This window comes from Treponema succinifaciens DSM 2489 (assembly GCF_000195275.1).
Classification (GTDB): Bacteria; Spirochaetota; Spirochaetia; order Treponematales; family Treponemataceae; genus Treponema_D; species Treponema_D succinifaciens.
Map to the genome: position 1 here is coordinate 2,595,121 of NC_015385.1, position 19,166 is coordinate 2,614,286.

Annotated in this window: 34 protein-coding genes and 1 tRNA gene; all 35 read right to left on the minus strand. The window is 41.5% G+C overall.

Annotated features, from left to right (window positions below; translation table 11 throughout):
* Positions 1–25: 25 nt before the first annotated feature.
* Positions 26–99: transfer RNA gene (locus TRESU_RS12380), tRNA-Ala, on the minus strand.
* A gap of 116 nt (positions 100–215) precedes the next feature.
* Positions 216–860 (minus strand): CBS domain-containing protein, encoded by a 645-nt coding sequence (locus TRESU_RS12385; protein WP_013702536.1) that lies wholly within the window; start codon positions 858–860, stop codon positions 216–218.
* Positions 861–862: 2 nt separating this feature from the next.
* Positions 863–1,567 (minus strand): ABC transporter ATP-binding protein, encoded by a 705-nt coding sequence (locus TRESU_RS12390; protein ID WP_041612470.1) that lies wholly within the window; start codon positions 1,565–1,567, stop codon positions 863–865.
* Positions 1,560–2,384: an ABC transporter ATP-binding protein gene (locus TRESU_RS12395; protein ID WP_013702538.1), complete on the minus strand. Its 825-nt coding sequence runs from the start codon at positions 2,382–2,384 to the stop codon at positions 1,560–1,562. The genes TRESU_RS12390 and TRESU_RS12395 overlap by 8 nt, the downstream gene beginning before the upstream one ends.
* Positions 2,381–3,397, minus strand: a complete 1,017-nt coding sequence (locus TRESU_RS12400; RefSeq protein WP_013702539.1) for a branched-chain amino acid ABC transporter permease — start codon at positions 3,395–3,397, stop codon at positions 2,381–2,383. Before TRESU_RS12400 ends, TRESU_RS12395 begins: the two co-directional genes overlap by 4 nt.
* A 10-nt stretch (positions 3,398–3,407) precedes the next feature.
* Positions 3,408–4,298, minus strand: a complete 891-nt coding sequence (locus TRESU_RS12405) for a branched-chain amino acid ABC transporter permease (RefSeq protein WP_013702540.1) — start codon at positions 4,296–4,298, stop codon at positions 3,408–3,410.
* A gap of 120 nt (positions 4,299–4,418) precedes the next feature.
* Positions 4,419–5,561 (minus strand): ABC transporter substrate-binding protein, encoded by a 1,143-nt coding sequence (locus tag TRESU_RS12410; protein WP_013702541.1) that lies wholly within the window; start codon positions 5,559–5,561, stop codon positions 4,419–4,421.
* A 169-nt stretch (positions 5,562–5,730) separates the two neighbouring features.
* Complete coding sequence (locus TRESU_RS12415; protein ID WP_013702542.1) at positions 5,731–5,979, minus strand: hypothetical protein; 249 nt, start codon at positions 5,977–5,979, stop codon at positions 5,731–5,733.
* 10 nt (positions 5,980–5,989) lie between these two features.
* Complete coding sequence (gene rplQ, locus TRESU_RS12420) at positions 5,990–6,421, minus strand: 50S ribosomal protein L17 (RefSeq protein WP_013702543.1); 432 nt, start codon at positions 6,419–6,421, stop codon at positions 5,990–5,992.
* Positions 6,418–7,464, minus strand: a complete 1,047-nt coding sequence (locus TRESU_RS12425; RefSeq protein WP_013702544.1) for a DNA-directed RNA polymerase subunit alpha — start codon at positions 7,462–7,464, stop codon at positions 6,418–6,420. The genes rplQ and TRESU_RS12425 overlap by 4 nt, the downstream gene beginning before the upstream one ends.
* Before the next feature lie 93 nt (positions 7,465–7,557).
* Positions 7,558–7,941 carry a 30S ribosomal protein S11 gene (rpsK, locus tag TRESU_RS12430; RefSeq protein WP_013702545.1) on the minus strand — a complete coding sequence of 128 codons (384 nt, stop codon included), beginning with the start codon at positions 7,939–7,941 and terminating at the stop codon, positions 7,558–7,560.
* Between the two features lie 12 nt (positions 7,942–7,953).
* On the minus strand, positions 7,954–8,322 hold the full coding sequence (rpsM, locus tag TRESU_RS12435) for a 30S ribosomal protein S13 (protein WP_013702546.1): 369 nt from the start codon (positions 8,320–8,322) through the stop codon (positions 7,954–7,956).
* Between the two features lie 10 nt (positions 8,323–8,332).
* A complete protein-coding gene (gene rpmJ / locus TRESU_RS14775) occupies positions 8,333–8,446 on the minus strand; it encodes a 50S ribosomal protein L36 (protein ID WP_013702547.1) in 114 nt (37 codons plus the stop codon).
* A 156-nt stretch (positions 8,447–8,602) separates the two neighbouring features.
* Positions 8,603–9,937, minus strand: coding sequence for a preprotein translocase subunit SecY (gene secY, locus TRESU_RS12440; RefSeq protein WP_013702548.1), 1,335 nt, complete (start codon positions 9,935–9,937; stop codon positions 8,603–8,605).
* Between the two features lie 15 nt (positions 9,938–9,952).
* The gene (gene rplO, locus TRESU_RS12445; protein WP_013702549.1) at positions 9,953–10,426 is read right to left on the minus strand and encodes a 50S ribosomal protein L15; all 474 of its coding nucleotides are present in this window, start codon (positions 10,424–10,426) and stop codon (positions 9,953–9,955) included.
* On the minus strand, positions 10,426–10,608 hold the full coding sequence (gene rpmD / locus TRESU_RS12450) for a 50S ribosomal protein L30 (protein ID WP_013702550.1): 183 nt from the start codon (positions 10,606–10,608) through the stop codon (positions 10,426–10,428). Before rpmD ends, rplO begins: the two co-directional genes overlap by 1 nt.
* 2 nt (positions 10,609–10,610) lie before the next feature.
* Positions 10,611–11,123, minus strand: a complete 513-nt coding sequence (gene rpsE / locus TRESU_RS12455) for a 30S ribosomal protein S5 (RefSeq protein ID WP_013702551.1) — start codon at positions 11,121–11,123, stop codon at positions 10,611–10,613.
* A gap of 8 nt (positions 11,124–11,131) precedes the next feature.
* Complete coding sequence (gene rplR / locus TRESU_RS12460; RefSeq protein ID WP_013702552.1) at positions 11,132–11,494, minus strand: 50S ribosomal protein L18; 363 nt, start codon at positions 11,492–11,494, stop codon at positions 11,132–11,134.
* 11 nt (positions 11,495–11,505) lie between these two features.
* On the minus strand, positions 11,506–12,048 hold the full coding sequence (gene rplF, locus TRESU_RS12465) for a 50S ribosomal protein L6 (protein WP_013702553.1): 543 nt from the start codon (positions 12,046–12,048) through the stop codon (positions 11,506–11,508).
* A gap of 12 nt (positions 12,049–12,060) precedes the next feature.
* Entirely contained in the window at positions 12,061–12,462 is a 402-nt protein-coding gene (gene rpsH / locus TRESU_RS12470) for a 30S ribosomal protein S8 (RefSeq protein ID WP_013702554.1), read from the minus strand.
* A gap of 18 nt (positions 12,463–12,480) precedes the next feature.
* Positions 12,481–12,666 carry a type Z 30S ribosomal protein S14 gene (locus TRESU_RS14780; protein ID WP_013702555.1) on the minus strand — a complete coding sequence of 62 codons (186 nt, stop codon included), beginning with the start codon at positions 12,664–12,666 and terminating at the stop codon, positions 12,481–12,483.
* An 11-nt stretch (positions 12,667–12,677) separates the two neighbouring features.
* Entirely contained in the window at positions 12,678–13,229 is a 552-nt protein-coding gene (rplE, locus tag TRESU_RS12475) for a 50S ribosomal protein L5 (RefSeq protein WP_013702556.1), read from the minus strand.
* The gene (rplX, locus tag TRESU_RS12480; protein WP_013702557.1) at positions 13,229–13,552 is read right to left on the minus strand and encodes a 50S ribosomal protein L24; all 324 of its coding nucleotides are present in this window, start codon (positions 13,550–13,552) and stop codon (positions 13,229–13,231) included. The genes rplE and rplX overlap by 1 nt, the downstream gene beginning before the upstream one ends.
* A gap of 14 nt (positions 13,553–13,566) precedes the next feature.
* Positions 13,567–13,935, minus strand: coding sequence for a 50S ribosomal protein L14 (gene rplN, locus TRESU_RS12485; RefSeq protein WP_013702558.1), 369 nt, complete (start codon positions 13,933–13,935; stop codon positions 13,567–13,569).
* A gap of 15 nt (positions 13,936–13,950) precedes the next feature.
* Complete coding sequence (gene rpsQ / locus TRESU_RS12490) at positions 13,951–14,223, minus strand: 30S ribosomal protein S17 (RefSeq protein WP_013702559.1); 273 nt, start codon at positions 14,221–14,223, stop codon at positions 13,951–13,953.
* Between the two features lie 10 nt (positions 14,224–14,233).
* On the minus strand, positions 14,234–14,476 hold the full coding sequence (rpmC, locus tag TRESU_RS12495; RefSeq protein WP_013702560.1) for a 50S ribosomal protein L29: 243 nt from the start codon (positions 14,474–14,476) through the stop codon (positions 14,234–14,236).
* A 10-nt stretch (positions 14,477–14,486) separates the two neighbouring features.
* Positions 14,487–14,903, minus strand: coding sequence for a 50S ribosomal protein L16 (rplP, locus tag TRESU_RS12500; RefSeq protein WP_013702561.1), 417 nt, complete (start codon positions 14,901–14,903; stop codon positions 14,487–14,489).
* Entirely contained in the window at positions 14,896–15,648 is a 753-nt protein-coding gene (rpsC, locus tag TRESU_RS12505) for a 30S ribosomal protein S3 (protein ID WP_013702562.1), read from the minus strand. The genes rplP and rpsC overlap by 8 nt, the downstream gene beginning before the upstream one ends.
* Position 15,649: 1 nt before the next feature.
* The gene (gene rplV / locus TRESU_RS12510) at positions 15,650–16,006 is read right to left on the minus strand and encodes a 50S ribosomal protein L22 (RefSeq protein ID WP_013702563.1); all 357 of its coding nucleotides are present in this window, start codon (positions 16,004–16,006) and stop codon (positions 15,650–15,652) included.
* Between the two features lie 14 nt (positions 16,007–16,020).
* A complete protein-coding gene (gene rpsS / locus TRESU_RS12515; protein WP_013702564.1) occupies positions 16,021–16,305 on the minus strand; it encodes a 30S ribosomal protein S19 in 285 nt (94 codons plus the stop codon).
* Positions 16,306–16,319: 14 nt separating this feature from the next.
* Entirely contained in the window at positions 16,320–17,144 is an 825-nt protein-coding gene (gene rplB, locus TRESU_RS12520; RefSeq protein ID WP_013702565.1) for a 50S ribosomal protein L2, read from the minus strand.
* 29 nt (positions 17,145–17,173) lie between these two features.
* Positions 17,174–17,458: a 50S ribosomal protein L23 gene (locus TRESU_RS12525; RefSeq protein ID WP_013702566.1), complete on the minus strand. Its 285-nt coding sequence runs from the start codon at positions 17,456–17,458 to the stop codon at positions 17,174–17,176.
* A complete protein-coding gene (rplD, locus tag TRESU_RS12530; protein WP_013702567.1) occupies positions 17,458–18,096 on the minus strand; it encodes a 50S ribosomal protein L4 in 639 nt (212 codons plus the stop codon). Before rplD ends, TRESU_RS12525 begins: the two co-directional genes overlap by 1 nt.
* 14 nt (positions 18,097–18,110) lie before the next feature.
* The gene (gene rplC / locus TRESU_RS12535) at positions 18,111–18,731 is read right to left on the minus strand and encodes a 50S ribosomal protein L3 (RefSeq protein WP_013702568.1); all 621 of its coding nucleotides are present in this window, start codon (positions 18,729–18,731) and stop codon (positions 18,111–18,113) included.
* A gap of 80 nt (positions 18,732–18,811) precedes the next feature.
* Positions 18,812–19,120, minus strand: a complete 309-nt coding sequence (gene rpsJ / locus TRESU_RS12540) for a 30S ribosomal protein S10 (RefSeq protein ID WP_013702569.1) — start codon at positions 19,118–19,120, stop codon at positions 18,812–18,814.
* Between the last annotated feature and the right edge of the window lie 46 nt (positions 19,121–19,166).

Below are 19,166 nucleotides of genomic sequence, written 5' to 3' on the forward strand. Positions count from 1 at the left end.
TATCAAACCGACTTCCGCTCAAATTTGGAGATGACCGGACTTGAACCGGTTACCTCTTGCATGCCATGCAAGCGCTCTAGCCAGGTGAGCTACACCCCCTTAAATATTTTTGAATTTTACCAAAAAATAATAACAAGGTCAATACGTACATTAAAAGGAAGTGTACCTAAAGGCTTTGGAAAACCTGCGTAACACTTCCTGTCAACAGCAAATTTTTAAACTAATCTTATGTCTTTTATTTCAGCATTATTGGATTCAAGCAAAGATTTTAATTCTGCTTCGGAAATATTTGAAACTTTTACAGTAACAGTTCTGTGCTTGGAATCGCTGGCATCAGAAGTTACAAGCGAAACAATATTTCCGTTTTTTTCTGCAATAGCCACGGCAAGTTTTGCAAGCTCACCGGGAATTTCATTAACAACTGCGACTGCGCGCACACCAGGAGTTCTTGTATTGAACATATCAATAAATGTCGCAAACAAATCTGATTCAGTTACAAAACCAACAAGCAGATTTTCTTTTACAACTGGAAGACAGCTGATTCCGTAGTCATTCATGAGGCGGGCAGCTTCTTCAACTGTCTGGTTTGCTGTTGTTGTCTTTACGGATTTTACCATTGTTTTTTCAACTGAAAGCTTGCTTAGCAAATATCCAAGCTCAAACATATCAAGGCTTGTTGCCGCGCTAGGAGAAGCTTTTGCTAAATCAGTGTTTGTAATAATTCCAACGAGCGCGCCGCTTCTGTCAACAACAGGAAGCTTTTTTATTTTGTTTCTGCTCATTATTTCTTTCGCTTCAAGAACAGAAGCCTCTGGTCCAATTGTTATAGGATTTTCAGTCATAACATCTTTTACTAACATAATCAGCCTCCTAAATATGCAGATTTTACTGCACTGTCTTTTATCAAGTCTTGAGCGTTTCCGCTTTTTGAAATCACACCTGTTTCAAGTATATATGCGCGGTTAGCAATTGACAACGCTTTGTATGCGTTCTGCTCAACCAAAAGAATTGTCGTTCCTGCTGAGCTGATTTTTTCAATTATGTTGAAAATTTCATCTACAAGAATTGGAGCAAGTCCCATGCTCGGCTCATCAAGCAAAAGAAGCGACGGCTTTGACATAAGCGCGCGGGCCATTGCAAGCATCTGCTGTTCACCTCCGGAAAGTGTTCCAGAAATTTGTCCTATTCTTTCTTTTAAGCGCGGAAAAAGTTCAAAGCACCATTCCATGTCAGTCTTAATAGCATCTTTGTCTTTGCGTGAATAAGCACCCATTTCAAGGTTTTCTTTTACGCTCATATTTGCAAAAACCCTGCGGCCTTCCGGAACTTGAATAAGCCCAAGCTGAACAATTTTATCTGCGCTCATATTTGTTATGTCTTTTCCTTCAAATTTTATTGTTCCGCTTGCCTTTTTTACAAGGTTGCTGATTGAATGAAGCGTTGTGGTTTTTCCAGCCCCGTTTGAGCCAATGAGCGTAATGACTTCGCCTTTTTCAACATTGAAAGAAATTCCTTTCAGCGCCTTGATTGCTCCATAAGAAACAACAAGATTTTCAACTTCAAGCATGCTCATTTTTTCCTCCAACGTCCTCATAGCCAGAACCAAGGTACGCTTTTATAACTTCTTCATTTGACTGAATTTCCGCAGGAAGCCCCGAAGCAATTACACGTCCGTAGTTTAAAACCATGAGCCGCTCGCAAATTCCCATGACAAGCTTCATATCGTGTTCAATCAAAAGAACTGTAAGATTAAATTTTTTGCGGATAAACGAAATAAGCTCCATAAGTTCTTCTGTTTCCTGACCATTCATTCCAGCCGCCGGCTCATCAAGCAAAAGCAGTTTTGGACTGGAAGCAAGCGCGCGGCAAATTTCAAGCTTACGCTGCTCACCATAAGGCAAGTTGTGCGCAAGTTCATTTTTTTTGGAATCAAGATGAAAAATAGAAAGCAAAAGCTCTGTTTTTTCCTGCATGATTTTTTCATCGTCGCGGAATTTTTTAGTCCTGAGCAAAACATCAATCGGAGTAACGGTTCTAGTCTGATGAAGTGCAATTTTTATATTTTCCGCGGCAGTCAAATGTCCAAAAAGCCTGATGTTCTGAAAAGTACGGGCAATTCCAATTCTGTTCAACTGGGCAGGCGATTTTCCACTTACAACCTGAAGATTTTCGTCGCGTCCAACAAAAGTAATTGTTCCTGAAGTCGGCTTGTAAATTCCAGAAAGCATATTAAAAACTGTTGTTTTTCCGGCTCCGTTCGGACCAATAAGTCCAATCAATTCGCCCTGATAAAGCTCAAGGTCAAAATCACTTACCGCGCGCAAACCGCCAAAAACAATTGAAATGTCCTTTGCACGAAGAAGAAGCTCCCTTTTTTCGCTCATTTTCTTCCTCCTTGCTTTTTAAACAATCTGACAAAAAATCCAGGAATTCCATCGTATATTTTTATAAAGCTCAATTCTTTTGTTCCAAGAAGTCCCTGCGGACGGAAAAGCATTACAAAAATCAAAACAACTGGATAAATCAGCAAACGGTAATCGCGCAAGAATCTAAGCGCTTCCTGAAGAATTGTAAGAACAAATGCCGCAAGAATTCCGCCGGTTATGCTTCCCATTCCGCCCAAAACAACAAAAATCAAATCATTAATTGAATTGTTAAATGAAGCCAAATCAGGTTTTATGAATCCAATAAACGGAGCATAAAGCGCACCGCCAATTCCTGCGATAAACGAAGCGATTACAAAGCCCGTCATTTTATAGCGGAAAACTCCGATTCCATTGCTGTTCGCCGCAACTTCATCTTCGCGGACAGCAAGAATTGCCCTTCCGTAAGTTGAACGCAAAAAATTCTGAAGAAGAACAACAATCACAACAAGCGAGCCAATTACCGCAAGATAAGAAATTGCCGCGCTGTGGTCAAGTGAAGTTGTAAAAATCGTGCTGAATTGTTTTCCATTCGGACCGCCAGTTATCGATTTTAAATTTATAAGGCAAACTCTGATAATTTCACCAAATGCAAGCGTTACAATCGCAAGGTAGTCGCCTTCAAGCTTAAGCGTAGGAAATCCAATCAAAAATCCCAAGAATGCCGCAATAAGTCCGCCAAGCAAAATGCTGACAGGCAATGGAATTCCAGCTTCTGTAAGAATAATAACTGAATATGCTCCGAGCGCCTGAAATCCTGCCTGCCCCAAAGAAAGCTGACCAGTGATTCCGCAGATAACATTTACGCTGATTGCCATGATTGCGTTTACACCAGCAAGAGTTATAATCTGAGCAGTGTAGGCATCTATCAAAGGCATTCCAAGCGGCAAATCCATAAGAACCGCAGGAACTGCAATGCAGACAAAAGCGATAACAAAAAGAACTATTGTATTTCTAATAAATTTGTCTTTCATTCCGCCGCTCCTAAACTTTTACAACTTCTTTTTTGCCAAGCAAACCTGCCGGCTTAACAAGAAGAATTACAATCAAAATGCAGTAAGAAATGGCGTCGGCATACTGTGAAGAAATATAAGCCTTGGTCATAGTTTCCGCAATACCAAGAATAACGCCGCCAACCATAGCACCAGGAATAGAGCCGATTCCACCTAAAACCGCCGCGACAAACGCCTTAAGACCAGGAATATACCCCATGAACGGATCAACTTGCGGATAAGCAGTCGCATACAAAACTCCGCCAGCTCCAGCAAGAACTGAACCTATTACAAATGTAATTGCAATCGTTCTGTTTACATTTACACCCATGAGGCTTGCGGCTCCAAGATCGTAGCTTACAGCGCGCATAGCACGTCCGGTTTTTGTATAATTGATTATATAATTCAAAATAACCATTAAAACTGCTGAAGAAATAATTACAATCAGCTGAATATTGCTTATCTGTACTGAACCAAATGTAAAAAATTTTGTTTCCATTGTAGGAAACTGGCGCGGATTCGGTCCAACAAAAGGAAGCACGCGCATAGCATTCTGAAGAATCAGCTCAACCGCTATCGCCGTAATAAGAGAATTTAAACGTGGAGCAGTTCTCAAAGGTCTGTAGGCACAACGCTCAATAGCAATACTTAAAACCGCACATACAACCATCGCGCCCAAAAATGCAAGAACAAGTCCAAGCGGAGTCGGACCTGTCGCAGTTAGCACAAAGTATCCTGTATAAGCTCCAATCATCATAACATCGCCATGTGCAAAGTTGATAAGCTTTACTATTCCATATACCATTGTATACCCAAGAGCAATCAAGGCATATATGCTACCCAAAGAAAGCCCGTTGACAAGTTGCTTAAAAAAAGTATCCAACGTATCCTCCAAGAAAAAAATCCTACTGATTTTACTATAAATTCATAAAAATAAAAAGGGGCGTTCCTCAATTACGAAGAACACCCCATTGTGTCGGAATATTAAAAACTGAATTATCCGCTATTTGCTAATATCAACTGTAGCCGCATAAGCTGTAGAAAGTTTTCCGTTTTCCTTTACAAGCTTAATCATTACAGCTGACTTTACAGGATTGCGTTTTTCGTCAAATACGATGTGTCCTGTTACATAGTTTCCGTCAGTTTTTTCAAATGCATCACGGATTTTTGCAACATCTGTAGTTGTTCCAGATTTTTCCATTGCATCCTTGAGCATATAAACGCTGTCGTATCCAAGAGTTGCAAAAGAGTTCGGAGACTTTCCATATTTTGCTTTGAATGAATTTACAAATTTTTGAACAGCTGGACTATCGGAATCTTCAGCATAGTGATTTGAATAATATCCATTAAGAACTTCATCTCCAGCATTGCCTGTAAGTCCGTCCCATCCGTCTGCGCCTACGATTGGAGTATTGATTCCCTGTGCACGAAGCTGCTTTGCAATAAGCGCAACCGTTCCGTAATAATCAGGAAGATAAACTACATCCGGCTTTGCTGATTTTATCTTTGTAAGCTGAGCATTAAAATCCTTGTCGCCAGTGTTGTAAGATTCCTTTGCAACAACTTTTCCGCCCAAAGAAGTATATTCAGCAACAAAGTTTTCCATAAGACCTACAGAATAGTCATTTCCGATGTCATAAAGAACTGCCGCATTTTTTGTGTTAAGATTCGAATATGCAAATTTTCCGCCGACTTTTCCCTGAAACGGATCGATAAAGCAAGTGCGGAAAATGTAGTTTCCGGCGTCAGTTATTGCAGGAGCTGTCGCAGCAGGAGCAATCTGAAGCACTTTCTGAGCCTGCGCTTGTTTTGTAATGGCAATTGTGCATCCGGAAGTAAGAGAACCGATTATAACACGAACTCTGTCTCTTGTAACAAGTTTTTTATACGCATTTACTGATTTTGCAGCGTCGCCTTCATCATCTTCGCAGATAAACTGAACCTGCTGGCCGTTAATTCCCCCAGCCGCATTGATTTCAGAAACGGCAAGATCAATTCCGTTTTTACATTCAACTCCGTAAACTGCTACCGCACCAGAAAGTGGTGCAACTCCGCCTATTTTAACAGTTTTCCCTTTTGGAGCTGCAAATGCAACGGCAGAAAAAGCCATTGCTCCCAAAACTAATGCTTTTGAAAATTTATTCATAAATCCTCCTGCGGAATTTTTGCAAATTAAAATGCAAGTTTCCGCACCTATCATTTATGAAGCAATTTTATACAATTGTTGAAATTTAGTAAACAAGAATTTTAAATATATTTAAAAAAATACAGCCGCCCTTAAAAAAGGACGGCTTTGAAACTGAATGCAAATAAAATTATGCTTCAGCTGGTGCTTCTGTTTCAGCGGCAGGAGCGGCCTCTGCAGCAGCCTTTTTAGCAAGTTTTGCTTCTGCCTGAGCTTTGTTTTTAAGAGCAGCCTTACAGAACTTGCAAATCTTAACTTTTTTTCCGTCTATTTCCTGATCATACAAAGTCTTAATCTGCTGTTTTCCACAAACAGGGCAAACTCCGCGACCATGATTAGGATCTTTACGGATTCCAGTTCCACGATGAGCTTTAGACATTGCTTACTCCTTATGCGTCAGCTTTTTCAGTTTTTTTTGCAGACTTTTTAGCGGCTTTTTCTTCTTCAGCTGAAGAATCTGGCAGCTTGTAGTCAACCAATTCAAAAATTACAGTGTCGGCCGCATCACCCTGACGGAATCCAAGTTTAAGGATGCGTGTGTAACCGCCGTTGCGTTCCTTCATGCGAGGTCCGATTTCTGTAAAAAGCTTATTCAGAATCTTCTCATCAGCAATAAATTTGGCAACAGTTCTTCTGTTGTGAACAGAATCAACTTTTGCACGTGTAATTAATTTTTCTGCGGCTTTGCGTACTTCTTTAGCCTTTGCTTCTGTTGTAGTAATGCGCTCATATCTAAAAAGCGAAGTTACCATGTTGCGAGTCATTGCGCGGCGATGGGCTGTTGTACGTGAAAGCGGATTAAATCCATTTCTGTGGTTCATTCGTTTTCGTCCTTATGTTTACCTAAGTCAACATCTTTAAGGTGGCTATAATCAGTCATTCCAAGAGTCAAGCCATGCTCTTCAAGTTTTGCTTTGATTTCTTCAAGGCTCTTTTTTCCGAAGTTGCGAGTTTTTGTAATATCGTCTTCAGTCTTCTTGGTCAACTCACCAATTGTTCTAATGTTTGCATTCTTAAGACAGTTTGAACTGCGAACAGAAAGCTCAAGCTCTTCTACCGAAGTATTAAGAAGCTGGCGAATCTTTTCGTCCCCTTCATCAAGCTCATCACTACCAGAATATTCGCTTTCATTAAAGTTTACAAAAATAGCAAAATAATCTTTAGCAATTTTTGCAGCCTCAGCAAGTGCGTCTTCTGGAGTAATTGAACCATCAGTCCAAATCTCAAGAATCAGTTTATCATAGTCATTTCGCTGTCCTACACGGCAAGGTTCAATTGAATACTTAACCTTTGGCACAGGCGTAAAGATACAGTCCATTGCAATTGTACCAACAATCTCAATGTAATGCTCATTTACTTCAGCAGGAACATAACCTCTTCCAAGGTCAACCTGAAACTCGATCTCAAGATGCGCGCCTTCCATCATGGTAAAGATTTCAAGGTCTTTAGACATAATTTCAAGCTGGCCTTCTTTTGCCAAGTCGTCACTTTTTACAGTGCCAGGTCCTTTGAATTCATAGAAGAAAGTTTCCTGCTCAACGTCCCGCGGCAGGCGCAAACGAATCTGTTTCAAACTGTTCAAAACTTCCAAAGTATCTTCTGAAATATTTGGAATTGTCTCGAACTCACTGGAAATTACATGAGGAACACCATCTGCATCATAAGAAGTAATACGCACTGAAGAAATCGCATATCCCTGAATTGAAGAAAGAAGTACACGGCGGAGTGTGTTTCCAACTGTTGTACCAAATCCCGGCTCAAATGGATACGCAGTGAACTTTCCGTAATTCGGATTGTTCTCCAGATGTTCAAATATAATTCCCTTTGGTTTCTTAAAACCCTTAAGCAGATTTTTGCGAGCCAATCTGAACTCCTTATTTACCCCGAAAAACTGAATAAACAGAATCCCGGGCTTGCATTATCATTAACCGGCACAAAAAAGAACCGGTTATCGTCATTACATGCGGCGTGTCTTGCGCGGACGGCATCCGTTATGAGGAATCGGAGTAATATCAGAAATTGACTTTACTTTGAGTCCCAATGTACCAAGAACACGTATTGCGTTTTCGCGACCCATTCCAGGTCCTTTTACAAATACATGAACTTCACGCAAACCATAGCTTGCCGCACGTTGAACAGCAGTTTCTGCTACAGACTGTGCTGCAAATGGAGTAGATTTTTTTGCTCCTCTGAATCCCAGACCGCCAGAAGAAGCCCAAGCGATTGCGTTTCCTCTTAAGTCTGTGATTGTAACAATAGTGTTGTTGAAAGTAGCCTGAATATAGATATTACCTTCAAAAACGCTTTTTTTCTCTTTTCTCTTTTTTACAGTTGTTGCCATCTGTTACCTCGCTTAAGCCTTCTTCTTGTTAGCAACGGTCTTCTTCTTACCTTTGCGCGTACGAGAATTGGTGCGTGTGCGCTGACCGCGGCAAGGAAGACCCTTACGGTGACGAAGTCCACGATAGCTTCCAATATCCATAAGACGTTTAATGTTAAGACCGATTTCAGAGCGAAGACGTCCTTCAGTCTTAAAATTCTCATCAATATATTTACGGAGCTTTGTAAGATCATCCTCTGAAAGATCATTCAAATGTGCATGAGGATCTACATTTGTCGCTTCGCAAATCTTATTAGCTGATGAACGGCCAATACCATATACGTATGTCAATGCGATATTGACATGTTTGTTTGGGAGATCAACACCCGCAATACGTGCCATCAGTTACTCCTCAGCCCTGTCTCTGTTTATGCTTTGGATTTTCACAGATGATGCGGATAATTCCGTTTCTCTTGATTACCTTGCATTTGTCGCAGATGGGCTTTACGCTGGTTCGTACTTTCATAAAAGTCCCCTTGGAAAACATATATACATCGAATCATGGCAATCCGAAGTGAAATTTTTACACCATGGATTACAATCCGATGCACTACCGTAAAAAACAGCAGTGCAATAATATAACATAATTTTCCTAACTTAATCTAGTCCTAATCACGAAATTTTACAAATTGCGCGATTTTAATCCCTTCTTTGTAAGTCCGTCATGGTGATGCATTTTAAGAAGAGCCTCAACCTGAGCCATAGTATCAATATCAACACCGACCAAAATCAGCAACGAAGTACCGCCCATCAACATAGAAATTGATGCAGGGAACTTAAATAAAATTTGAATCAGTGTAGGAAGCAAAGCAATTGCAGCAAGATACAGTGAACCAGGAAGAATCAGACGGTTCAAAACCTTCTGAAGATATTCCTCAGTCTTGTCAGTTCTGATTCCAGGAATGGAACCGCCGTTTTCACGGATATTCTTAGCGATTTCAGTGGGGTTCAGGGTTACCTGAGTGTAGAAGTATGCAAAGAATACAATCAACAACACTTCGATGAAATTATACCAAAAACCAAGTGGATTCAAAACTGCCGCAACCTTCATAAGCCATGTAGCTTTTGTAGAAAGGCTGTTTGCAATCTGAAGAGGGAAAGTCAAGAATGCAGAAGCAAAAATGATTGGAATGACTCCCGACGGATTGATTTTAAAAGGAATGTAAGTGCTCTGTCCACCATACATTTTGCGTCCAACAACACGTTTTGCATAATGAACAGGAATTTTGCGCTCACCAGACTGCTCAAAAACAACAAGTCCGATAATAGCAAGAAACAGGAACACTGCAACAACAACGAAAACAACATTTATGTCTTCATTGCGCACACCTCTAATCAATTCATAAACAGCACTTGGAAGACGTGCGACGATACCAGCAAAGATAATCATTGAAATACCATTGCCTATACCACGCGCAGTAATCTGATTGCCCATCCAAACTGTAATCATAGAACCTGTGGTTACAGTAAGAATAGCAAGAAGATTAAAATAGACCTTGTTATCAAAAATAATCGCCCCAGGAATCTGCTGGTTGATGGAATCAGCATAAACTGTAATGGCCATAGACTGAATCAGACAAACGATAATTGTTCCAACACGAGTCCAACCCTGCACTTTCTGCTGACCACCTTCTTCCTGCGCAATTCTCTTGAGCGATGGGAAAATAACAAGTGCGAGCTGCATGATAATCTGTGTAGAAATGTATGGCATTACACCAAGCATGAACACTGAAAATCTTTCAAATGCACCGCCCGCAAAAAAGTCCATGTAACTGGCAAACGCACTTTCTGCGCCACTAGCAAGATTGTCAAAATACTGCAAAAGCAATGTGGCATTGATGCCTGGAATAGTAAGAACACTTCCCAAGCGGAAAACAGCAAGAATGAGCAATGTAAAAAGAAGCTTTGAACGCAATTCCTTTACTTTGAACATATTTACAACTGGATTGTTTGCCATTTAGTCACTCCACGTTTATTTTGCTTTCGCAGACTTTTCAGCAATCACCTTTACTGATCCGCCAGCTTTTTCAATCTTTTCTTTGGCACTTGCAGAAATTTTTTCAACTTCCACAGTGAGTTTTTTGGAAATTTCACCGTTTCCGAGAACTTTAATACCGTCAACGATTTTTCCAACCAAACCTTTTTCCTTCAAAGATGTGCGGTTCACGGTTTCACCATCAGCATATTTTGCTTCAAGGTCAACCAAATTGATGATTGCAAATTCCTTTTTGAAAGGTGAATTTGAAAATCCGCGCTGAGCAATACGTCGATACAAAGGCATCTGTCCGCCTTCGAATCCAACATATGGTGTTCCTTTTCCTGAGCGTGACTGCTGACCTTTATTTCCTTTTCCAGCTGTTGTTCCAAGACCAGAAGAAGATCCGCGGCCTACACGCTTAGGTTTTTTATTTGCACCCTCTGGTGCTCTTAAAGTAAAGTCAGCCATTAGTTAATTTCCTCTACTTTTACCAAGTGAGAAACAGCAGCAGCCATGCCTCTTATAGAAGCAGTGTCTTCATGTTCCACACTGGAATTGATTTTTTTAAGACCAAGGCTACGAACAGTCGCTCTTTTTGCAGGCTTCTGTCCAATAACACTTCTAACAAGGGTAATACGTATCTTTGCCATAATCAGCCCCACATTTCCTTGAGAGTCTTTCCGCGGCTCTGTGCTACAGCACGTGCATCCATAAGATTTGCAACTGCATCAAATGTAGCACGAACAACATTTACAGATGTGCGGGAACCCTGAGATTTTGAAATAACGTCAGTTACTCCAGCCGCATCCAAAACTGCACGGACAGGACCACCGGCAATAATACCAGTACCCGGGCAAGCAGGCTTAAGCAACACAGCAGAACTCTTGTACTTTCCAATCATTTCATGTGGAATTGTTCCATTCTTGAGCGGAAGAGTAATAAGGTTTGCTCTTGCTTTTTCAAGGCTCTTTCTGATAGCTTCGGTAACATCGTTAGCCTTTCCGAATCCAAAGCCGATGCGTCCTTTCTTGTCGCCAACTACAGTCAATGCCGAGAAAGACATTCTGCGTCCGCCTTTTACAGTTTTTGCAGTGCGGTTAAGCTTTACAAGTTTTTCTACAAATTCGTCAGCAGGCTTTTTTTCATAGTTTTTCTGGTGTTCCATAGCCTCTCCTAGAATACAATCCCGGCAGAGCGGGTAGCGTCAGCAAGGGCTTTTACAACACCATGGTAAAGATAACCGTTACGGTCAAACACTACTTTTGTAATGTTCTTTTCCTTGAGGCGTGAACCCAAAGCTTCTCCAAGTTTTGTTGCGCTTTCGACATTTGCCTTGAGCGTAATAAAATCCTTTTCAAGAGTTGAGATGGCGGCAAGAGTTCTGCCTTCATCATCATTAATTACCTGTGCATAAAGGTTACGGCCGCTTTTATACACTGTCAAGCGAGGGCGTTCTGCAGTTCCATAAACAGACTTACGAATGTGAATCTTTCTATGCAGGCGCTTTCTGTTTTTATCACTAAGTTTCTTGAACATATCAATTCACCTTATTTTACGCCGGTCTTACCGACTTTACGTCTGATAACTTCGTTGTCATAGCGTATACCTTTTCCTTTGTAAGGCTCAGGCTTGCGCAATTTGCGAATCTGTGCGCTGAATTCACCAACCTGCTGCTTATCAATTCCAGAAATTGTAAGTTTTCCGTCTTTGTCAGCAGTTACAGTAAGTCCTTCAGGAATAACAGCAACGAACTCAGAAGAATATCCAAGGTTCATTACAATTGTTTTTCCCTGAACTTCAGCACGATAACCAACACCTGTAATTATAAGTGTCTTAGAAAAGCCCTGTGTTACTCCCACAATCATGTTGTGAATGAGATTGCGGTACAAACCGTGGCATGCACTTGCAGGCTTTGTCTCATTTACAGGAGTAACAATGACCTCGGCGTCTTTCACTTCAACATTTACAAGACCGTTAATATCCTGCTTAAGCTCGCCTTTTGGTCCTTTTACAGTAACCAAGTTAGGAGCAACAGTAACAGTAACGCCTGCTGGAATAGCAACAGGAAGTTTTCCAATCTTAGATGCCATTTCTTCCTCCTATTACCATACTTTGCAGATCAACTCGCCGCCGACCATCTTTTCAGAAGCCTTTTTGCCAGTTGTAACACCGCTTGATGTTGAAACGATTAAAGTGCCGTATCCGTTGTAAACGCTAGGCAATTCTCTGTAGCCAGAATAAGCACGGCGGCCTGGTGTAGAAATTTTCCTCATGCCGTGAATAACTGACTTGTTGAAGTCGTCATATTTCAAGAAGATACGGATAACAGTGTGTCCGTTGTCATCCTGAACTTTCTTGAAATTCTTAATATATCCTTCTGTTTTAAGGATCTTTACAATTTCCAGTTTCATCTTAGAAGTAGGAACATCTACTTTTTCATGACCGGCTCTTGCCGCGTTCTGGACTTTTGCAAGCATATCTGCTATTGGGTCTGAAGCTGCCATTTCTATAATCTCCTGTCACTACCAAGATGATTTTGTGACGCCCGGTAAAAGGCCTTCACTTGCTAATTTGCGGAAGCAGATACGACAAATCTTGAACTTACGCAAATATCCATGTGGACGACCGCAAATTTGGCACCGATTATATCTACGAGTAGCATATTTCGGTGTGCGGTTTGCCTTGATAATCATTGATTTCTTAGCCATGAACTTCTTCCTTATTTTCTAAACGGCATTCCAAACTTGGTCAACAGTGCGCGGGCCTCATTGTCTGTGCGTGCGCTTGTAACAATGCTGATGTTCATACCGGCAATCTTAACGATTTTATCGAAATCAATTTCCGGGAAGATAATCTGTTCTGTAATACCAAGAGAGAAATTTCCATGTCCATCAAAACCAGTAGCTTTGATTCCGCGGAAATCCTTTACACGAGGAAGAGCAACATTGATAAGACGATCGAGGAATTCATACATGATGTTTCCACGAAGAGTTACCATTGCTCCTACTTCATTGCCTTCACGAAGTTTGAAGTTTGCAATACTTTTCTTAGCTCTTGTTTTAACAGCTTTCTGGCCGGTAATCTGAGTGAGATCTGTAACTGCAGCATCAAGAAGTTTCTTATTCGTGAGAGCTTCGCCAACACCCATGCTTACGACAACTTTTTTTACTGCCGGAATCTGCATTACGGATGTGTATCCAAGCTCCTTGAAGAGCTCTGGAGCGATTTTTTCCTTATAGACTTTCTTAAGCCGTGGTACGTAATTTTCCATTACAGTGCTTCTCCACACTTGCGGCAAACACGAGTTTTCTTGTCGCCATCAAGTTTATATCCTGCTCTGACAGGGCGTCCGCATTTTTTACATACGAGCGCTACATTTGATATGTCCAGAGGTGCTTCTATTTCAGCGATTCCGCCTGCATCCTGCTGGGACTTCCTCTTTATTGCTTTCTTTACAATATTGCAACCGCTTACAATAACACGTCCCTTGTTATTTTTTTCAAATACACGGACAATTGTTCCGCGCTTGCCTTTGTCTTTTCCAGCAATGATTTCAACGTTATCATTCTTATGGATCTTGTATTTATGCTGCATACTGTCCAAGCTCCTTAGAGAACTTCCGGAGCAAGGGATACGATCTTCATAAAATCCATATCACGAAGCTCACGAGCTACAGGTCCAAAAATACGTTTTCCCTTTGGATTTTTATCTGCATCGATAAGAACACAAGCGTTGTCATCAAAGCGGATATATGTTCCATCTGGACGGCGGTATTCTTTTGCCACACGGACAATTACAGCCTTCTGTACTGAACCTTCTTTAATTGTAGATGTAGGAATCGCTTCCTTTACAGCTACCACAACAATGTCACCAATACCTGCATAGCGGCGGTGTGTGCCACCTAAAACCTTAATGCACTGAACCAATTTAGCTCCGGAGTTATCGGCAACAACCATTTTTGATTGCATCTGAAGCATAATCTTACTCCTGCCTTATTTGGCTCTCTCGATTATTGTATCGAGACGCCAGCATTTTTCTTTGCTGATCGGACTGCATTCTACGATGCGAACTGTGTCTCCAATATGAGCTTCATTCTTTTCATCGTGGGCCTTGCATTTCTTGGTCCGTGTAACATATTTCTTGTAAAGGCGGTCCATCTTTTTCTTATCAATAGAAACAACGATAGTCTTGTCCATCTTGTCGCTAGTGACGATACCTACGAATGAACGTTTTGCACCTTTTTTCTGCACATTCTGTTCTTCCACGGGTCAGCTCCTAGTTTTTTGCAGCAATAGCTTCAGCAGCAGCCGCTCTGAACTTTGCCAGATCCTGCTGATGAATAAGCGTATTAAGGCGGGCAATTTCATGGCGCATTGTACGCTTCTGCATTGGATTATCTACATGACCAATTACGCTCTGAAAGCGAAAGTCCATGTACTGTTTTTTAAGTTCATTGCGCTTTGCAACGAGTTCATCATAAGAAAGATCTTTATCCTTTTTTTTCTTTGAATCAGCCATTTCTTACTCCTTACTCGACTGTTGGGCGGAATGCCACTTTTGTTTTAATTGGAAGTTTGCTTGCAGCAAGATGCATTGCTTTTTCAGCGAGCTTTTTGTCTACTCCGCCAACTTCAAATAAAATCATACCAGGTTTAATAACAGCGGCCCAGAATTCAGGCGCGCCCTTACCTTTTCCCATACGAGTGTCAGCCGGCTTCTTTGAAACTGGCTTGTCTGGGAAAACGCGTGTCCAAAGATTACCCTGACGGTTAATGCAACGGTTAATAGCAACACGGGCAGCTTCAATATGTTTTGCATTCAACCAAACCGGTTCCATTGCAACAAGTGCTATATCACCAAAATCAACATAGTTAGTACGTGTAGCATTGCCTGTTGGACGGCCACGCTGAACTTTGCGGTGCGCAACTCTTTTAGGACTAAGCATTTTCTACTTTTCCTCCCTCAGCTTTTGGGGAACGAGCAGACTTACGGTCGCCATTAGAGCGGTCGCGGCGAGGCTTTCTTACAATATCACCTGCATCCTCATTCTGCTCACGTCCGTAATTCATTCCGTTGTAGACCCATACTTTAATGCCGATCTTACCATAAGTAGTAAGAGCTTCATAAGTACCATAATCGATGTCAGCACGAAGAGTATGAAGAGGAACGCGTCCTTCCTTAAGCTCTTCTGAACGTGTCATGTCAGCTCCGCCAAGACGACCAGAAATACGGATTTTTATACCCTGAGCTCCGCCCTTCATAGCATTTGAAGCAGACTGCTTGAGAGCCTTACGGAAAGAACCGCGGCCAGCAAGCTGACGGCCTACATTCTGCGCAATAAGAGAAGCATTGATTTCAGGACGTTTGATTTCCTTAATCTTAATCTGAACTTTCTTTGTCAGTTGCTTCTGAATATCTGCGCTGATTTTTTCAATAGTAGCGCCTTTAACACCAATAATAACACCCGGGCGTGCTGTGTGAATTACAATAGTAACACGCTGCGGATGACGAACAATTTCAATTTCAGCAATATCTGCGTTCTTGCATTCAGGAAGAGATCCAACAAGCTTGCGGATTTTCATATCTTCCAAGAACAAGTCTGCATATTCACGTGAATCTGCATACCAACGAGACTGCCAAGTTTTGTTTACACCAAGGCGTAAACCGATAGGATTAACTTTCTGACCCACTTTATTTTCCCGCCTTTTCGTCAACTACAACAGTGATATGACACATCCGCTTCAAGAGCTGATCAGCACGTCCGCGTCCACGGAACCATACTCTTTTAAGTCTTGGACCTTCGTCAATACGAATTTCCTTAATGTAGAGCATATCTTCATCAAGTTGCTTATTCTTATTGAGAGCATTCGCTACTGCAGATTTTAATGTTCCGCTGATAAGACGAGCGCCTTTCTGCGGCATTACATCAAGAATAGCCATAGCTTCAGAGCAAGACTTTGTCTTTACAACATTAGCTACAGGACGAACCTTTGTAGGAGATGCAATGAGAAATTTAGTTGTGGCTACATAACCTTTCTTTTCAGCCATAATATCCACTCCTATTATTTACCAGCTGATTTGTCTGAACCGCCATGTCCTTTGAATGTGCGTGTTGCAGCAAACTCGCCAAGCTTGTGACCTACCAAGTTTTCTGTAATATACACAGGAATCCATGACTTACCGTTGTGCACTGAAATAGTATTTCCTACCATCTCAGGGATGATTGTCGAGCAGCGGGAATAAGTTTTAATCATTTTCTTATCAGCTGCTGATGCTTTGTTCATTTCTAAAACCTTTTTGTAAAGAGATTTCTCTATAAAAGGTCCTTTCTTAACTGATCTTGACACGATTAACTCCTACCCTACTTCTTGCGGCGACTAATAATGAAACGACTAGATGTCTTTCTCTTATTGCGTGTTTTGTAACCACGGCAAGGCTGTCCCCAAGGAGTAACAGGCTGATGTCCTTTTCCAGCGCCTTCTCCACCACCAAGCGGATGATCAACAGGGTTCATTGCCATACCACGTACAGTCGGGCGAATACCACGCCATCTGTTGCGTCCAGCTTTGCCAAGCTTAGTGTTCATGCGGTCTTCGTTTCCAACAATACCGATTGTTGCATAGCACTTTCTGTGAATACGGCGAAGCTCTCCAGAAGGAAGCTTTATAGTTACGTAATCACCTTCTTTTGCAGCAACAAGAGCTCCTGTTCCAGCCGAACGAACAAGCTGTCCGCCACGACCAAGAGTAAGCTCAATATTGTGTACAGTGAATCCGATTGGAATAACATCCAGTGGAAGAGCATTAGCTACAGTAGGAGCTGCGTTTTCACCAGACATAATTTTCTGTCCAACTGTAAGACCTTTTGGAGCAATGATGTAGCGTTTTTCACCATCAGCATAAGCAATCAAAGCAATGTTTGCACTGCGGAACGGATCGTACTCAATTGTCTTTACAGTTCCAGGAATACCGTGCTTATCGCGTCTAAAATCGATTTCACGGTATTTTCTTTTATGACCGCCGCCCTGATGACGTACAGAAATACGTCCGCCTGCGCCACGACCAGCTTTTGATTTGCGGCCATGAGTCAAGCTTTTTTCGGGTTTATCGGCTGTCAATTCTTCGCGAACCAAGTCAACACGGCCGCGTGTACCTTTTGAATAAGGCTTGTATATCTTAAGAGCCATATGGTTCCCCTTACTTACAGTTCAAAGGCTTAAACACCTTCGAACACCTTGATTGTTTCGCCAGCAGCAAGTTTTACAATTGCCTTTTTGTAGCCGGCAGTTCTTCCAGGTCTTCCGCGAAGACGCTTAATTTTACCTTTTACATTGATAGTCTTGCAGTCTTCAACATTTACATTGAAAAGCTTGCGTACAGCTTCTTTAATCTGAAACTTTGTAGCTGCAGGGTCAACAATAAAAGTATATTTATTCTGCTCACGGAGTGCTGTTGCTTTTTCAGAAAGAACAGGTTTAATAAGAACATCATTGAATGTCATTATTTTGCCTCCTTGTCTTCAGCATAGAAATCAGAAAGATTTTTTGCAGCACCTTCAAGCATGATGATTTTTCTTCCGTAGAAGAGATCATGCGCACGAAGACGGTTGTAAGAGAGGAAATAAACATTCGGAAGGTTTCTTCCAGCCTGCTTGATTTTTGCATCGTCATCTTTAAGAAGAATAACAGTGCGCTCATCTTTTACAAAGTTCTTAAGGATTTTTACCAAGTCCTTTGTCTTTCCGCTTTCAATAGTAAAATCTTCAACAACAGTAAGTCTGTCTGCCTGAGCCTGAAGACTCAAGATAGACTTCATTGCGAGACGTTTTTCTTTTTTTGGAATTGCATAGCTGTAATCACGTGGTTTTGGTCCAAAAATTGTACCGCCGCCAACTGTAATTGGAGACTTTTTATCACCACGACGTGCATTACCAGTTCCCTTCTGCTTGTAAGGCTTAGCATTGCTGCCATGAACTTCTGCACGTGTTTTTGTACATGCTGTTCCAACACGTTTATTTGCTAATTCGTTAGTGATGGCATAATAAATAACATCTTCGTTAACTGGAAGTCCGAAAATTTTGTCATCAAGATTGATAGTCCTGAGTTCTTTGCCATCGATTGAATAGACTTTCTTTTCCATACTATTCCTCGACCTTATTTCTTAACCGCAGCCTTAACGATAAGAGTACAGTTTCTTACACCAGGAACTGCACCACGAACCATCAAAACATTGAGCTCAGGGTCAACTTTCACAACCTTGAGGTTTTGTACTGTAACGCGATCAAACCCCATGCGGCCAGGCATCTTAACATTTTTAAGACAATGTCCCGGAGTTGTACAGCATCCAGTGCCGCCAGCTTCACGATGGAATTTTGAACCGTGTGTAGCACGTCCACCATGGAAGCCCCATCTCTTCATTACACCCTGAAAACCTTTACCTTTTGAGGTAGCAGTTACGTCGATGAAACGAACCTTTTCAAACAATTCTACACCAATCTGGTCGCCAACTTTAACTTCACCTTCAAAGTCTCTGAATTCTTTAAGATGACGTTTTGGTGTAATGTTCTCTGGAAACTGCTTTGCGTATGGCTTTGTAATCTTGTGAGGCTTCAAATCCTCAAGTCCAAGGACAACAGCTTCATAGCCGCACTTTTCCTGTGTCTTTGTAGCAACAACAGTGTTTGGCTCGACGCGGATCACGGTTACTGGTGTCAGATTGCCGTTTTCATCGAAAACCTGTGTCATTCCTACTTTTTTTGCTATCAGACCTTTCATCTGAATCTCCTAAACTTGGCCGCCATCCCCGATCCAAGGGGACCGTTACCTTTATTTTACAGAAACCGGATTTATTCCGATTACTGCTTAATTTCTACATCAACACCTGCCGGAAGTTCAAGTTTCATTAAAGAATCCATTACTTCTGAGCTTGGTTCAAAAATGTCAATAAGGCGTTTGTGGGTTCTCATTTCAAACTGTTCACGTGACTTCTTGTTAACGAAAGGTGAACGGAGAACTGTAACTTTATTGATTCTTGTTGGAAGCGGGATTGGTCCTGAAACCTTTGCTCCTGCCTTCTGAACCTGCTGCACGATGTCTTTTGCGCTCTGATCGATAAGAGCTACGTCAAAAGCACGAAGTCTTACACGAATCTTGCCATTTGCCATGATATTCTCCAAATAGGGCAGAAAGCCAAGCCTTCTGCCCTTCAAT